Raw genomic sequence first — 14,275 nt, forward strand, 5'->3', positions numbered from 1 at the left:
AAGAATTTTCCCTATCCCTGCGTCATTATTTGTCCCACAAATAACGATATAAACGCTATTTTTTCACCGTCATCGGATCTGTTGGCAACAATACATTTGGTCACGGGAGGAGAAGGGCAAAAACGGCGCAGAGGAAAAGATTCACGCTCGCGGCGTGCGAAATGACGCTTGCGCAGCTTGTCGACATGAGGAATAACGGGGATAAGCATTTTGCGGGCCGCAAAATGGGTGGGGACCCTGCCAGCTACATCCCGGCACACACGTCACCTGCTGCGGCTGCTTCCTTCCGGACCTGACCGAGTTCACAAGTTAGTGTTGCGGGAGAACCAACAGGGCCCCCATTGACGGCTTCTGTACTCCGAAGCGGTGGGCATTATCGGCGATGCCCCATCAAATAGCAAGCCAACCGGGGTTAACCGCTGTTTTCTTACCCACCTGCGCTGTGGCACACTCTTCGCCTGGGTTTTGAGTCACGCAGGAACAGCAATATGCAACCAGAAGACGCCTCTTTCAGCCAGCGGGTTTTCCATATCGTGGCCGCCATCCCGTTCGGCAAAGTCACCACCTACGGCGAAGTCGCCCGGCTGGCCGGCTCGCCGCGCGCCGCGCGTCAGGTCGGGGGCGTGCTGCGGCGTTTGCCGGAAGGCAGCACGCTGCCCTGGCACCGGGTGATCAACCGGCACGGACAGATCTCGCAGCAGGGGGAGGATTTTCAACGGCAACGGCAGGCATTGCTGGCGGAGGGGATTATTTTCGGCCCGCACAGCACGGTCGATTTCGATCGCTACGGCTGGCGCTGGTAAAACAAAACAGCCTTTGGCCGAAGCGCAAAGGCTGCTGATTTCATCTTGCTGTACCGCAGTAAGCTTACTGCATGGCGGTTGGCGCAGCCTGAATCGGCACACCCTGAACCGGAACCAGCAGCAGATCGGCACGGGTGCCGTTGCGGTTAACCACTTCCTGGATGGTGTCGGTAATAAACATCAGTCGCCCGTTGACCGTCACCGCCGCGCTCAGAATGATACGCGCATTCGGTTGGATGTCGGACGGGTTGTACGGCAGCGTAAAGCTGAATGGCGCCTGCTGCCCTTCAGTACGTACCGCGCGCTGTGCAATCACTTTGGACGGCGCATCTGCCAGCGAGGCATCAGAGAGGGTGACCGTCAGTACGGCGTCCGGCGGCAGCGCAATGCGCTGACGTATATTAACCGAACCTGTCACCACCGGGCCCTGAATCTGCGTTTGCGCAGCCGCCGGGTTACCGGCCGCCTGGGTAGGCACATCAGCACTCTTTTGCGCGCATCCCGCCAGCGTGATCGTCAGTGCCGCGGCACCGCCTACGATTTGCCAGAGTTTCATGGATCGGTCTCCTTTTTTATTATCAACATGTTGGTGGCTTTCACCACCTCACCTATTAAACCTAGCACAAAACACTGATAAATCCACTTTACCCTGCCTATTAATCACTTAAACAACCCAAGGCGTCCACGATTAAGAGCATTCTCATCGGCCCTTTAACGCAAAATGTTGACGCCGCGCCGTGATATTCCGCACACTGCGCAAAATGATTATTAGAAAGGTAATAACTTTATGAGCCAGGCATTGCAAAACCTCCTCGATCTGCTGGATCTGGAGAAAATCGAAGAAGGGCTGTTCCGCGGCCAGAGTGAAGATCTGGGGCTGCGCCAGGTGTTCGGCGGGCAAGTGGTCGGCCAGGCGCTGTACGCAGCCAAACAGACGGTGCCGGACGAACGCAGCGTGCATTCGTTCCACAGTTACTTCCTACGCCCAGGCGACAGCAGCAAGCCTATCGTTTACGACGTGGAAACCCTGCGCGACGGCAACAGTTTCAGCGCGCGCCGCGTCAGCGCCATCCAGCACGGCAAACCTATCTTCTATATGACCGCTTCCTTCCAGAGCCCGGAAGCGGGTTTCGAGCATCAGAACCTGATGCCGGACGTGCCGCCGCCGGAAGGGTTGCTGTCCGAGTCAGAGATCGCCCAGAAACTGGCGCATATGCTGCCGGAAAAAGTGCGCGAAAAATTTATCGGCCAGAAGCCGATCGAAATGCGCCCGGTGAAATTCCACAACCCGCTGAAAGGCAGCGTGGAAGAACCGCATCGCTACGTGTGGTTCCGCGCCAACGGCAGCATGCCGGACGATCAGCGCATCCACCAATATCTGCTGGGCTACGCGTCGGACTTTAACTTCCTGCCGACGGCGCTGCAGCCGCACGGCGTCGGCTTCCTCGAGCCGGGCATGCAGGTGGCCACCATTGACCACTCGATGTGGTTCCACCGTCCGTTCCGCATGGATGACTGGCTGCTGTACGCGGTGGAGAGCTCCTCCGCCTCCGGCGCACGGGGCTTTGTGCGCGGCCAGATCTACACCCGCGACGGCGTACTGGTCGCCACCACCGTGCAGGAAGGGGTGATTCGCCAGCGCGACGCCTGATCCGCAATATAAAGAAAGGGGCGATGTTTCCATCGCCCCTTTTGGCTTCATCATTATTTTAGTCTTTAGCGCACTGCCCTGCTTCGAGTCTTATTGGTTGTAGGCGCTTTCGCCGTGGCTGTTGACATCCAGCCCTTCGCGTTCCTGCTCTTCCGGCACTCTCAGCCCCACCATGGCGCCCGCGATCTTGAAGGCGATAAAGGCGGCGACGCTCGACCACACCAGCGTGATCAGCACGCTCACCAGCTGGATCCAGACCTGGTGGCCCATCGTCACGCCTTCGGCGTAGCCGGTGCCGCCCAGTGAAGAGGCGGTGAACACGCCGGTCAGCAGGCAGCCGACGATGCCGCACACCCCGTGCACGCCGAATACGTCGCAGGTGTCGTCCACTTTCAGCCATTTTTTCAGCGTTACGACGCCCCACAGGCCGGCGACGCCGCCCACCAGGCCGATGATCAACGCCCCGCCCACGCCCACGGTGCCCGCCGCCGGCGTCACCGCAACCAACCCGGCGATCATGCCGGAGCAGGCGCCCAGCAGCGAAGGCTTACCGCGCAGCACCCACTCGGCGAAGGTCCAGGAGAGAATGGCGCCCGCGGTGGCAACCACGGTGTTGAGGAATGCCAGGGCCGCAATGCCGTTGGCCGCGCTGGCGGAGCCGGCGTTAAAGCCGAACCAGCCGATATACAGGATCGACGCCCCGGTAAACACCATCGGCAGGTTGTGCGGTTTGAAGGCCTCTTTACCGAAGCCGGCGCGCTTGCCGATCAGGTAGGCGCCGATCAACCCGGCGCTGGCGGCGTTGATGTGCACCACGGTGCCGCCGGCGAAGTCCAATGCGCCGTCGGCGGCCAGGTAGCCGCCGCCCCACACCATGTGCGCGATCGGCAGGTAAGACAATGTGAACCACAGGATCGCGAAGATCAGCACCGCCGAGAAGCGAATGCGTTCGGCGAAGCCGCCCACCACCAGCGCCACGGTAATGCAGGCGAAGGAGGCCTGGAAGGCGACGTGGATCATCTGACTGATGCTGCCGGTGACGCTGTCGATGCCGATGCCTTTCAGCATCGCCGTTTCGAACCCGCCGAACACCGCATTGCCCTCGCTGAACGCCAGGCTGTAGCCATACAGCACCCACAGCACGCAAACCAGCGCGAAGGTGACGGTGACCTGCGTCAGCATCGACAGCACGTTTTTGCCGCGCAGCAGGCCGCCGTAAAACAGCGCGATGCCGGGCAGCGTCATGAACAGCACCAACGCGGTGCAGATCATCATAAAGGCGTTGTCGGCCTTATCAGCGACCGCCGGAGCGGCCAGGGCCAAAGAAGGAACCAGGGTTACCGAACTCAGGCCCAACATGGATAACAGTCTTTTCATTATCAATCATCCCCATCACTTAACTGAGTTCGCGGTTACAGTGCCGATTCGTCGGTTTCGCCGGTGCGAATGCGGATCACGCGTTGCAACTCGGCAACGAAAATTTTGCCGTCGCCGATTTTGCCGGTGTAGGCGGCTTTGCTAATCACATCAACCACTTCATCCAACTGATCGTCGGCGATGGCGATATCGATTTTGACCTTGGGCAGGAAGTTGACGTTATATTCAGCGCCGCGATACAGCTCGGCGTGCCCCTTCTGGCGGCCAAAGCCCTTCACTTCGGTTACGGTCAACCCCTGAATGCCCACGGAGGACAGGGCCTCGCGCACGTCCTCCAGCTTGAACGGTTTGATTACCACGGTCACCAGCTTCATATTGCCCCTCCACGAATTAAGCCCAAACTCACCCCTGGTACACCTCTTGTGTAGCAAGGGCTGTGCCAAATTTAATTTTTCATGGCGATTCAGCGGATTAGCGGGCGCGCGGGCGCCCCCGCGACGCAGCGCAGCACCGATACCTTGAATGGGTTAAATAATGCGCACTGATTTGGTGCGCATCGCGTCGAAAAAGTGCAGAAAGGGGGCGTGACGCAGGCGGGTTGCCTGCTTGTGGTGCGAGGGGAAGAAACAAGGGCCGCGATCGCGGCCCATGCTCAGGCGGGTTGGCTCTCTTCGCGCACCGCTTCCGCCAGCTGCTCGCCCGCCAGCTGCAGCTGGTACATCTGGTAGTAGCGCCCCTGCTGCGCCAGCAGCTGCTGATGGTTGCCCTGCTCTTCCGCCTGGCCTCGATGCAGCACCAGGATGGAATCGGCATCGACGATGGTCGACAATCGGTGGGCGATCACCACCAGCGTGGTGTGCTCGCGGATCGCACGCAGCGCGCGCTGGATCGCCTGTTCGGTGCCCGAGTCGATATTGGCGGTCGCCTCGTCGAGGATCAGGATCTGCGGCGCCTGCACCAACACCCGCGCCATCGCCAGCAGCTGTTTCTGCCCGACCGACAGGTTATTGCCCTGCTCTCCCAGCCGGGTGTGAATGCCCTGCGGGAAGCCGCGCACCAGATCCGCCAGCTGCACCGTTTCCAGCGCCCGCCACACGGCCTCTTCCTCGATGTTGCGCCCCAGCGTGACGTTGGCCAGCACCGAATCGGCGATCACCACCGGATCCTGCTGCACCATCGCCACGCCCTGGCGCAGCGTGCGGTGCGACAGGCTGGAGATCGGGCGGCCATCGAGGCGCACTTCCCCTTCGCTGACCGGGTAATAGCCCATCAGCAGGTTGGCCAAGGTGCTCTTGCCGCTGCCGGTATGCCCGACCAGCGCCACGAAGCCGCGCGACGGCACCGCCAGCGAAATGTGCTGCAGCACCTTTTTGTCCGCGCGGTAGGCGAAGCTCAGATCGGTGATGTCGATGCGGCCACCGGCCAACGGACGATCGTCGGCGCCGTAACTCTGCTGGCTGCGATCCATCAGCTCGAAGATGCGTTCGCCGGCCACCACCGCCTGCTGCAGGATCGACTGCTGTGACGTCAGCTCGATCAGCGGTTCGTTCAGGCGCCCCAGGTAATTGATGAAGGCGTAGAGCACGCCGACGCCAATCACGCCTTCGCCGCTGAAGCCGAACAGCATCAGCAGGCCGCACAGCACCAGCGCCGAAAACAGGCTGAGCAGCGGCCGCAGCAGAAAACCGTCGAGCCGCAGGGTCTGCATGCGTGCAAGATAGTGCGACTGGCTGGCGGCGCTCATGCGCTCGCCGAAGCGCACCTGCTGGCGGAACTGCTGGATCACGCCCATGCCGTTGATCACTTCGTTGAAGCCGTCGTTGATGTCCGCCAGATAGCTGCGCACCCGGCGCACGATCGGCGTGCTGTAGTATTGATAGATGCCCATCACCACGAACACCGCCGGGAAGATGCAGACCGCCACCAGCGCCATGCGCCAGTCGAGGCTGAACATCGCCACCAGCATGGCGCCGATCAGCGCGGCGCTTTTCAGCACCGTGGAAACCACCATCACGTACAGATCCTTGATCACCTCGGTGTCGTTGGTGACGCGCGAGATCAATTGCCCGACCGGCTGCGTGTCGAAGGCGCTGAGCGGCTGGCGCAACGCGGCGTCCATCACGTCGGTGCGCAGCCGCTGCACCACGCCCACCGCAGCCTGGTTGAACAGCAGCGCCTGGAAGTAGTGCAGCGCCGCCGCCAGCAGCTCCAGCAGAATGTAAGCCGCCGCCAGCCCGCCGACGATCGTCAGCGGCAGCTGCCCTTTGGCGACGTAGTTATCGATGAAATAGCTCACCAGGATCGGCCCGGCGACTTCAGCCGCCGCCGCGATCCACAGCATCAGCACCGCCAGTCCCAGCGGTTTGCGGTACGGCGAGCCGTAGGCCAGCAGCCGCTTCAGCGTCGGCCACAGCTTTTGCACTTTATTCATCGGCCAACGCCTCCTCGCCGTTTTCCGGCGCTTCGTCCAGCGCCGCTTCCAGCTGCTGATAACGGTACATATCGCGATACCAGCCCGACTGCGCCGCCAGCGCCGCATGATCGCCGCGCTGCGCAACGCCGCCGTGCTGCATCACCAGGATCTCGCCGGCTTCGGTCAACGCCGACAGCCGGTGCGCGCTGATGATCACCGTGCGATCTTGCCCCCAGCTGCGCAGGTTGTGCAGGATCTGGTGTTCGGTGCGGCCGTCCACCGCCGACAGCGCGTCGTCAAGGATCAGGATCTCCGCATCCAGCAGCAGCGCGCGCGCAATGGAGATTCGCTGTTTCTGCCCGCCCGACAGCATCACGCCGCGTTCGCCCACTTCGGTGTCATAGCCCTGCGGCAGCCGCAGAATGTCCTCATGGACGCTGGCCAACCGCGCCGCCTGTTCGATCTGCGCCTGCGTCGCGCCCGGATGACCCAGCGCGATGTTGTTCGCCACGGTATCGGAGAACAGGAACGGCGTTTGGCTCACCACCGACAGCCGCGAACGCCAGTCGTCGAGTTTGACCTGCGGCAGCGGTAGGCCGTGATAGCGGATCTGCCCTTGATCGACGTCGAACTGGCGCTGGATCAGCGACAGCAGCGTCGATTTGCCGGCGCCGGTCGGCCCGCACAGCCCCAGCATTTGCCCCGGTTTCAGCGTCAGCGCCACATCATGCAGCGCCGGGTGCGGATTTTCCGGGTAGTGGAACGCGCGGATATCCACGTCCAGCACGCCGCGCCCGGCCGGCAACGCCTGCGGGCCGTCCTGCACCGCCGGCGCCTCGTCGAGCAGGCTGCGGATGCGGCTGTAGGCCGCGCTGCCGCGCTCGACGATGTTGAACATCCAGGCCAGCGCCAGCATTGGCCAGATCATCAGGCCGAGGTACATCACAAAGCTGGTCAGCTGCCCGAGCGTCAGCGACCCGTTCACCACCATCCAGCTGCCGCCGCCGATGGCCAGCAGGTTGGAGGCGCCGATGGCGATATAAATGGTCGGATCGAAGCGCGCATCCACCCGCGCCACGTGCATGTTCTTGGCGCCGGTCTGCGCCGCGACGTCGGCAAAGCGGTTGGATTGGTGATCTTCCAGCCCAAAGGCCTTGATCATGCGGATGCTGGTCATGCTTTCCTGCGCCTGATCGTTCAGGCTGGAAAACGCCGCCTGCGCCGATTTAAAGCGCTGGTGCAGCTGGTCGCCGTAATATTTGATGGCGATCGCCATCAGCGGCATCGGGATCAACGCCAGCACCGTCAGCTGCCAGCTGATTTGGGTGCTCATCACCACCAGCACCACCAACCCCATCACCAGCGAATCCACCAGCGTCAGCACGCCTTCGCCGGCGGCGAACACCACGCGGTCCACGTCGTTGGTGGCGCGCGCCATCAGATCGCCGGTGCGGTGGCGCAGGTAGAACGCCGGGTTTTGCCGGCTGAGCTGGCGGTAAAAGTTCTCGCGCAGCTCGACCGCCAGCTGGTAGGACGCGCCGAACAGCAATACCCGCCACACATAGCGCAGCAGGTAAACGACGATCGCGGTGCCGATCATCAGCCCGAGCCAGGCCATCAGCACGCCGGTAGACATTTGTTTTTCGGTGACGCCGTCCACGATGATGCCGACCAGCTTAGGCGGCAACAGTTGCAGGATGGCGATGACGATCAGCAGCACCACCGCCCCGAGGTAGCGGCGCCACTCCCGGCGGAAGTACCAGCCGATTTGAGCAAATAATCTCACGCAGTTTGATTCCAGGATTTTATGGGATTTGTCTCTTTTTCTGCTTCAGCGGAGCAGGATACCACCGTTGAGCCGCCCGTCCGGTGAACTTTTCACTCCGGCACCGGCAATGCAGTGGTGTATTTGATTTTTTCCATGGCAAAGCTCGAGGTGACGTCGATGAGGCCCGGTACGCCGTTCACCAGGCGCTTATAAAAGCCGTCGTAGCTTTTCATGTCCGCCACTTCGACCTGCATCAGGTAATCGTACTCCCCCGCCATGCGGTAGAACGCCAGCACCTCGGGCATCTGGCTGGTCAACTGCACAAACGCCTGATACCACTCGCTGCTGTGCTGCTGGGTCTTGATCAGCACAAACGCCGTCAGCCCCAGGCCGAGCTTTTCGTTATCCAGCAGCGCCACCCGGCCGCGGATATAGCCCTCGTCTTCCAGGCGCTTCAGCCGTTTCCAGCACGGCGTCGAGGTCAAATTGACCGCATCGGCCAGCGCCTGCAGCGACTGGGTGCAATCTTGCTGCAGCATGCACAGCAGCTTACGGTCTGTTTTATCTAACATAGCGGCTACCAGGAGAAAAATTTTCTCCCATTAGGCGATTAAACAGGGAAAATGGCAATCCTTTTTTCCTGCCGACAGGCTATGCTACGCCATAAACCAGCCCCCTATTCTGAGGCCAAATCATGACAAACTCTTGGGTAAAATATGCTATCGGTGAAATAGAAGCGGATTTTCAGCGCTCCGCCGATACGCACCTGATCCGCCTGAACCTGCCGGCGTTTCCCGGCATCTGCCTGTATCTGAAAGATGAGAGCACCCACCCGACCGGCAGCCTGAAACACCGCCTGGCGCGCTCGCTGTTCCTTTATGGCCTGTGCAACGGCTGGATCACCGAGAACACCACCATCATCGAGGCCTCTTCCGGCAGCACCGCGGTCTCCGAAGCCTACTTCGCCCGTCTGATCGGCCTGCCGTTCATCGCGGTGATGCCGTCCTGCACCGCGCGCCGCAAGGTGGAGCAGATCGCCTTTTACGGCGGCCGCTGTCACTTCGTCGATCACGCCGCCCAGATCTACGCCGCCTCCGAACAGCTGGCGAAAGAGCTGAACGGCCACTATATGGATCAGTTCACCTACGCCGAGCGCGCCACCGACTGGCGCGGCAACAACAACATCGCCGACAGCATCTTCCGCCAGATGGCGCGCGAACCCTTCCCGGTGCCGAAACACATCGTGATGAGCGCCGGCACCGGCGGCACCTCCGCCACGCTGGGGCGCTACATCCGCTATCAGGGGCACGATACGCAATTGACGGTGGTCGATCCGGAAAATTCGGTGTTCTATGACTGCTTCCACCACGGCGATCGCACCCTGATCGGCAGCTGCGGCAGCCGCATTGAAGGCATCGGCCGCCCGCGCGCCGAGCCGTCGTTCATCCCGTCGGTGGTCGACAACATGCTGCGGGTGCCGGATGCCGCCAGCGTCGCCACCATTCACTGGCTGGAAGGCGTGCTCGGCCGCAAGGTTGGTGCTTCCACCGGCACCAACGTCTGGGGGGCGCTGCAATTGGCGAAACAGATGCGGGAAAACGGCGAGCAAGGGTCGATCGTCACCCTGCTGTGCGACAGCGGCGAGCGTTATCTGGATACCTATTACAACCCGGAATGGGTCAGCAATAACATCGGCGATCTGCAGCCGTATCTGGCGCAGCTGGCGGATTTGTAACGCCAGGCTGCGGATAAAAAAAAGCCGGGTAGTCATACCCGGCCGGCTGTAAGGAGAACCTCATTCTTCGGGGGAATAGGTGAGGCAAGGTGAACGCAGCCAATGTTGTAAATAGTGGGCCACCGCCTGCTGCTGGCAATGGCCGATAACCGGTAGCTGCGGCAGCAGGGATTTCAGCTGCGGCAGGGCGTTGCCCATCACCACGCCGTGCCCCACCGCCCCCAGCATCTCTTTGTCGTTCATCGCGTCGCCGAACGCCATGCAGTCGGCCATCGTCAGCCCCAGATGGCGGCTCAGCCGGTCCAGCGCCGTGCCCTTATTGCAACCGAGCGGCAGCACCTCCAGGCAATCGTAGGCGGAAAAGCACAGGTCTGCCTCGTCGCCCAGCTGTGCCCGCAGCTGCACCTGCAACGCCAGCAGCTCCTCATGCGGCGCGACAAAGCACACCTTGCTGTTGCCGAACGCCGGCAGGCGGCGCACGTCGGCCAGCTGAAAACGAAAGCCGCTCAGGTGGTGCGCCCGCAGCATCTCTTCCGGCACGGGAAACTCGGTCAGCCAGCCTTCGTCGCGGAACACGTGCATGCTGGCGCGGGTGCGCCAATGATGATGCAAAACCTCCTCGGCGACCGCCGCCGGCAGATCGGTAGCGTGCAGCTGTTGGCCGCGGTTGTCATACACCCGCGTGCCGTTGCCGGTGATCAGGTAGCCCTGCAGCCCCAGCTGCGCCATGATCGGCTGCGCGTCGAGGTAGTGCCGCCCGGTGGCGAACGTCACCACCATCTCCCGTTCCACCAGCTGGTTCAGCACCGCCAGCGTTTCCGGGCCAACCCGGTGATCCGGCATCAACAGCGTGCCGTCCATATCGAAAGCTGCCAGGCGATACATAAAGACCTCTTGAATGTGAACGCGATTGCAATCAATGCAGTATGGGATGGCATTTACGGAAGTAATAGTGAACAATTTGAAAAAACCGTTCCGGATTTCTGCCCATGCGCCTGGTTCACCGCCTCAGCCAATATCAACGCCTGTACCATCAGCTCGGCAGCGCGCCGGTCGCCGTGACCATCGGCGAGCTGGCGGCGATGTTCTACTGCAGCGAGCGGCACGCCCGCACGCTGGTGCAACAGCTGCAGGATCAGGGCTGGCTGAGCTGGCATTCGCAGCCCGGCCGGGGCAAACGCGCTCGCCTGCACTGCCTGAAAACCCCGGATGAGCTACGCGCGCAGCTGTTGCAACAGCTGCTGCAACAGGGCAACCATCAGGGGGCGCTGGAGATGGCGCAGCTCGATCCGCAGCACCTGCAGGATCTGCTCAGCCCGCACCTCGGCGGGCAATGGCAGGCCGGCAGCCCGACGCTGCGCATTCCCTATTACCGCACGCTGGAAGCGCTCGACCCGCTCACGCTGACCGGCCGCGCCGAGCAACACCTGGTGTCGACCCTGCACGCCGGGCTGACGCGCCTGATGACCGGTAACCCGGAACCGCAGCCCGATCTGGCGCACCATTGGCAGATTAGCGATCGCGGCCTGCGCTGGCGCTTCTTTCTGCGCAGCCAGCTGCGCTGGCACAACGGCGAACCGTTGACCGGCCACCAGCTGCTGCAAACGCTGGAAAAACTGCAACACCACCCGCGCAGCCAACCGAGCCTGGCCAACGTCGCGCGCATCAGCCTGCCGCATCCGCTGTGCGTTCAGTTCGATCTGCATCTGCCGGATTACTGGCTGGCCCACCGGCTGGCGGAACTGCCTTGCCTGATGACCCACCCGGAGCTGCCGGCCATCGGCGCCGGCCCGTTCAAGCTGACGCTGAATGAACCGCAGCTGGTGCGGCTGGAACAGCACGCCGGTTACCACCTGCAGCATCCGTATCTGGACACCATCGAATACTGGATCACCCCCGATCTGCCCACCGCCGCCCCCTACACCAGCTGCCAGCATCCGGTGCGCATCACCATCGGTCAACAAGACGATTTGGCGCAGGCCCGGCCGGTGCAGCGCAGCATGAGCCTGGGCTGGTGTTATCTGGCGCTGAACCTGCGCCACGGCGTGCTGAGCGAAGCCCAGGGGCAAAAGCTGCTGATGCTGATCCAGCAGTCCGGCCTGCTGAGCCATCTGCCGATCCCCAACAGCGTGATCACCCCCAGCCATGAAATGCTGCCCGGCTGGCGCATCCCCCGCCAACAGGTCGAAGAGGACGTCGCCCTGCCCGCCCGGCTGACGCTGCTGTATCGGCCGCCGGTCGAGCTGGAAACGGTGACGGCCGCGCTACAGCGGCTGCTCGCGCAGCACGGCTGCGAGCTGGAAGTGCGCTACTACGCCGGCAAGCGCTGGCAAAGCGAGGAACAGATCGCCCAGGCCGACCTGCTGCTGGCGGACAACCTGATCGGCGAAGCGCCGGAGGCGACGCTGGAGAGCTGGCTGCGGCAGGATACGCTGTGGCGCGGCATCCTGACGGAAAGCCGCTGGCAACAGCAACAGGGCACGCTGCGGCAGATCCAGCAGCTGCAGGCGCAGCAACCGCGCTTCGCACAACTGCAGGCTTATTATCAACGGCTGATGGCCGCCGCCATCATCACGCCGCTGTTTCACTACCAGTATCAGATCAGCGCGCCGCCGCGCATGCATGGCGTCACGCTGACCGCTCACGGCTGGTTCGATTTTTGCCAGGCGTGGCTGCCGCCGCCGGTGGACGACGCCCCGGCCTGAGCCGAACCGCCCTGCGCCTGGCGGCCCTTTCTGCTACTATTGTCGCCGCAACGCAATTTTATCCTGCCGCCCGAATGTGTATCGGGAGAGGCCAAAGCCCAAAAAGGTGATTTTATGAAGCGCGCGGTTGTCGTTTTCAGCGGTGGACAAGACTCCACGACCTGCTTGATCCAGGCATTGCAACAGTATGACGAAGTTCACTGCGTCACGTTCGATTACGGCCAGCGCCATCGCGCCGAGATTGAAGTGGCTCAGGAGCTGTCGGTGGCCCTCGGCGCCAAGGCGCACAAGGTGCTGGACGTAACGCTGCTCAACGAGCTGGCCGTCAGCAGCCTGACGCGCGACAATATCCCGGTTCCCGCCTACGACCCCAATCAGAAAAATGCGCTGCCGAGCACCTTCGTGCCGGGCCGCAACATCCTGTTCCTGACGCTGACGGCGATCTACGCCTACCAGGTGGAAGCGGAAGCGGTGATCACCGGCGTGTGTGAAACCGATTTCTCCGGCTACCCCGATTGCCGCGACGAGTTCGTTAAAGCGTTGAACAAGGCGGTGACGCTGGGCATCGCCCGCGATATCCGCTTCGAAACGCCGCTGATGTGGCTGAACAAGGCCGAGACCTGGGCGCTGGCGGACTATTACCACCAGCTGGATCGCGTGCGCCAGGATACGCTGACCTGCTACAACGGCATCAAGGGTGACGGCTGCGGCGAGTGCGCCGCCTGCAACCTGCGCGCCAATGGCCTGACGCAGTATCGCGCCAATCAGGCGGAAGTGATGGCCGCGTTGAAACAAAAGGCCGGTCTGGCCTGAGGCAGTGACGGCGGCAGCTTCTGCCGCCCGTTCTCCCCCTGTTTACCGTGAGTTTTCCTGCGGCACAAGCGCCTCCAGATGCGCACGCAGTTCCCCCTCGAGCGGCAGCGCACGCTGCGTTTTCAGATCGACGCACACGAAAGTCAGCAGCGCGTCGGCCACCGGCGTCCCCGCCGGATCCTGCGTCACCTTTTGGCTCAGCACGCCGCTCTTGCCGTTGAGCTGCACCATCTGGCTGTCGATACGCAGCTTATCCCCCAATACCGCCGGGCTGCGGTAATTGATATTGATGTTCACCACGATGAAAGCGATGTTGTTTTCCGTCATCCAGCGGAACCCGGCCTCGTTCTCCAGCCACTCCCAACGCGCCTCTTCCAGAAACTCCAGATAGCGAGCATTGTTAACGTGCTGGTAAACATCAAGATGATAACCGCGAACTTTGATAAAGGTTTGCATAGGGAACGATCGCTCCTGCCTGGTGATTACAGAAAGAGGGAGCCGCGCTGGCTCCCTCGCCCGTTTGGTCAACGCGCCAAACTGGTAAGACCTGTAAAATGTAGCAGAGGAGTTTCGGCCTCAGCGGCATTTTGCCACGCAGCCGCGACCGGGATCACATTTTCAGCCGGGCGCGGTTCTTCTCAAACAGCGCCGGCCCGATGCCCGGCACCTCCTGCAACTGCTCAACCTGGGTGAATGGCCCATTCTGCTCGCGGTAGCGCACGATGCCTTCCGCCTTCTTCAGGCCGACGCCGCTCAAGGCGGCGGCCAGCTGTTCGGCGGTAGCCTGATTGATGCTGACCGCCGTTTCTTCGGCCACCCTGGTCATCGTCTGTTGCCCGCCATTGCTCGTCGGCGTTGAGAGCATGGGCGCCGGCGCCTCGGTTTTTTCCGCCGCGGCGCCCGGCCCAGCCAGGCATAACAACAGCGCGGTCAGCGCGGCGTTAACGTGACGACGGTAACCGAAAAACGCTTTTTTCTCTGAATGTTGCATGCTGTATCCTCCTTGTGTG

14 protein-coding genes and 1 other RNA gene are annotated in these 14,275 nt (G+C 62.1%); 5 read left to right on the top strand and 10 right to left on the bottom strand.

Translation table 11 applies throughout. The features are described 5' to 3' along the window. Positions 1-235: 235 nt before the first annotated feature. Positions 236-332: signal recognition particle sRNA small type (gene ffs, locus ACJ8IM_RS17485), an RNA gene on the bottom strand. A gap of 156 nt (positions 333-488) precedes the next feature. Here ffs and ACJ8IM_RS17490 point away from each other — a divergent pair. Continuing rightward, positions 489-803, top strand: a complete 315-nt coding sequence (locus ACJ8IM_RS17490; protein WP_033647296.1) for an MGMT family protein — start codon at positions 489-491, stop codon at positions 801-803. 64 nt (positions 804-867) lie between these two features. On the opposite strand, the gene ACJ8IM_RS17495 is transcribed toward ACJ8IM_RS17490, so the two are convergent. Beyond that, positions 868-1,359, bottom strand: coding sequence for a YbaY family lipoprotein (locus ACJ8IM_RS17495; RefSeq protein WP_049196364.1), 492 nt, complete (start codon positions 1,357-1,359; stop codon positions 868-870). Between the two features lie 231 nt (positions 1,360-1,590). On the opposite strand from ACJ8IM_RS17495, the gene tesB reads away from it, so the two are divergent. Next, positions 1,591-2,454: an acyl-CoA thioesterase II gene (gene tesB / locus ACJ8IM_RS17500; RefSeq protein ID WP_004940320.1), complete on the top strand. Its 864-nt coding sequence runs from the start codon at positions 1,591-1,593 to the stop codon at positions 2,452-2,454. Positions 2,455-2,544: 90 nt separating this feature from the next. Here tesB and amtB read toward each other — a convergent pair whose 3' ends face one another. From amtB to ACJ8IM_RS17525, 5 genes are all read right to left on the bottom strand, one after another. Continuing rightward, positions 2,545-3,831: an ammonium transporter AmtB gene (gene amtB / locus ACJ8IM_RS17505; RefSeq protein WP_004940322.1), complete on the bottom strand. Its 1,287-nt coding sequence runs from the start codon at positions 3,829-3,831 to the stop codon at positions 2,545-2,547. Positions 3,832-3,866: 35 nt separating this feature from the next. Beyond that, positions 3,867-4,205, bottom strand: coding sequence for a P-II family nitrogen regulator (glnK, locus tag ACJ8IM_RS17510; RefSeq protein WP_004940327.1), 339 nt, complete (start codon positions 4,203-4,205; stop codon positions 3,867-3,869). Positions 4,206-4,483: 278 nt separating this feature from the next. After that, positions 4,484-6,262 (bottom strand): multidrug efflux ABC transporter permease/ATP-binding subunit SmdB, encoded by a 1,779-nt coding sequence (smdB, locus tag ACJ8IM_RS17515; RefSeq protein ID WP_101455752.1) that lies wholly within the window; start codon positions 6,260-6,262, stop codon positions 4,484-4,486. Then, positions 6,255-8,030: a multidrug efflux ABC transporter permease/ATP-binding subunit SmdA gene (smdA, locus tag ACJ8IM_RS17520; protein ID WP_060429538.1), complete on the bottom strand. Its 1,776-nt coding sequence runs from the start codon at positions 8,028-8,030 to the stop codon at positions 6,255-6,257. The genes smdB and smdA overlap by 8 nt, the downstream gene beginning before the upstream one ends. Before the next feature lie 92 nt (positions 8,031-8,122). Then, positions 8,123-8,584: an Lrp/AsnC family transcriptional regulator gene (locus tag ACJ8IM_RS17525; RefSeq protein ID WP_004940330.1), complete on the bottom strand. Its 462-nt coding sequence runs from the start codon at positions 8,582-8,584 to the stop codon at positions 8,123-8,125. A 122-nt stretch (positions 8,585-8,706) separates the two neighbouring features. Here ACJ8IM_RS17525 and ACJ8IM_RS17530 point away from each other — a divergent pair, with 122 nt between their 5' ends. Beyond that, positions 8,707-9,747 carry a PLP-dependent cysteine synthase family protein gene (locus ACJ8IM_RS17530; RefSeq protein ID WP_015376851.1) on the top strand — a complete coding sequence of 347 codons (1,041 nt, stop codon included), beginning with the start codon at positions 8,707-8,709 and terminating at the stop codon, positions 9,745-9,747. A 60-nt stretch (positions 9,748-9,807) separates the two neighbouring features. Here ACJ8IM_RS17530 and cof read toward each other — a convergent pair whose 3' ends face one another. Next, positions 9,808-10,632, bottom strand: coding sequence for an HMP-PP phosphatase (gene cof / locus ACJ8IM_RS17535; RefSeq protein WP_033647299.1), 825 nt, complete (start codon positions 10,630-10,632; stop codon positions 9,808-9,810). A gap of 104 nt (positions 10,633-10,736) precedes the next feature. On the opposite strand from cof, the gene ACJ8IM_RS17540 reads away from it, so the two are divergent. Both ACJ8IM_RS17540 and queC read left to right on the top strand, forming a co-directional pair. Further along, positions 10,737-12,452, top strand: a complete 1,716-nt coding sequence (locus tag ACJ8IM_RS17540; RefSeq protein WP_033647300.1) for an SgrR family transcriptional regulator — start codon at positions 10,737-10,739, stop codon at positions 12,450-12,452. 114 nt (positions 12,453-12,566) lie between these two features. After that, a complete protein-coding gene (gene queC, locus ACJ8IM_RS17545) occupies positions 12,567-13,265 on the top strand; it encodes a 7-cyano-7-deazaguanine synthase QueC (protein WP_101455751.1) in 699 nt (232 codons plus the stop codon). A 42-nt stretch (positions 13,266-13,307) separates the two neighbouring features. On the opposite strand, the gene ACJ8IM_RS17550 is transcribed toward queC, so the two are convergent. Continuing rightward, complete coding sequence (locus ACJ8IM_RS17550) at positions 13,308-13,721, bottom strand: acyl-CoA thioesterase (protein WP_033637318.1); 414 nt, start codon at positions 13,719-13,721, stop codon at positions 13,308-13,310. A 154-nt stretch (positions 13,722-13,875) separates the two neighbouring features. Beyond that, positions 13,876-14,256 (bottom strand): ComEA family DNA-binding protein, encoded by a 381-nt coding sequence (locus tag ACJ8IM_RS17555; protein ID WP_039566993.1) that lies wholly within the window; start codon positions 14,254-14,256, stop codon positions 13,876-13,878. Between the last annotated feature and the right edge of the window lie 19 nt (positions 14,257-14,275).

The sequence above is a fragment of the Serratia sp. CY33525 genome, assembly GCF_052169115.1.
Lineage (GTDB): Bacteria > Pseudomonadota > Gammaproteobacteria > Enterobacterales > Enterobacteriaceae > Serratia > Serratia sarumanii.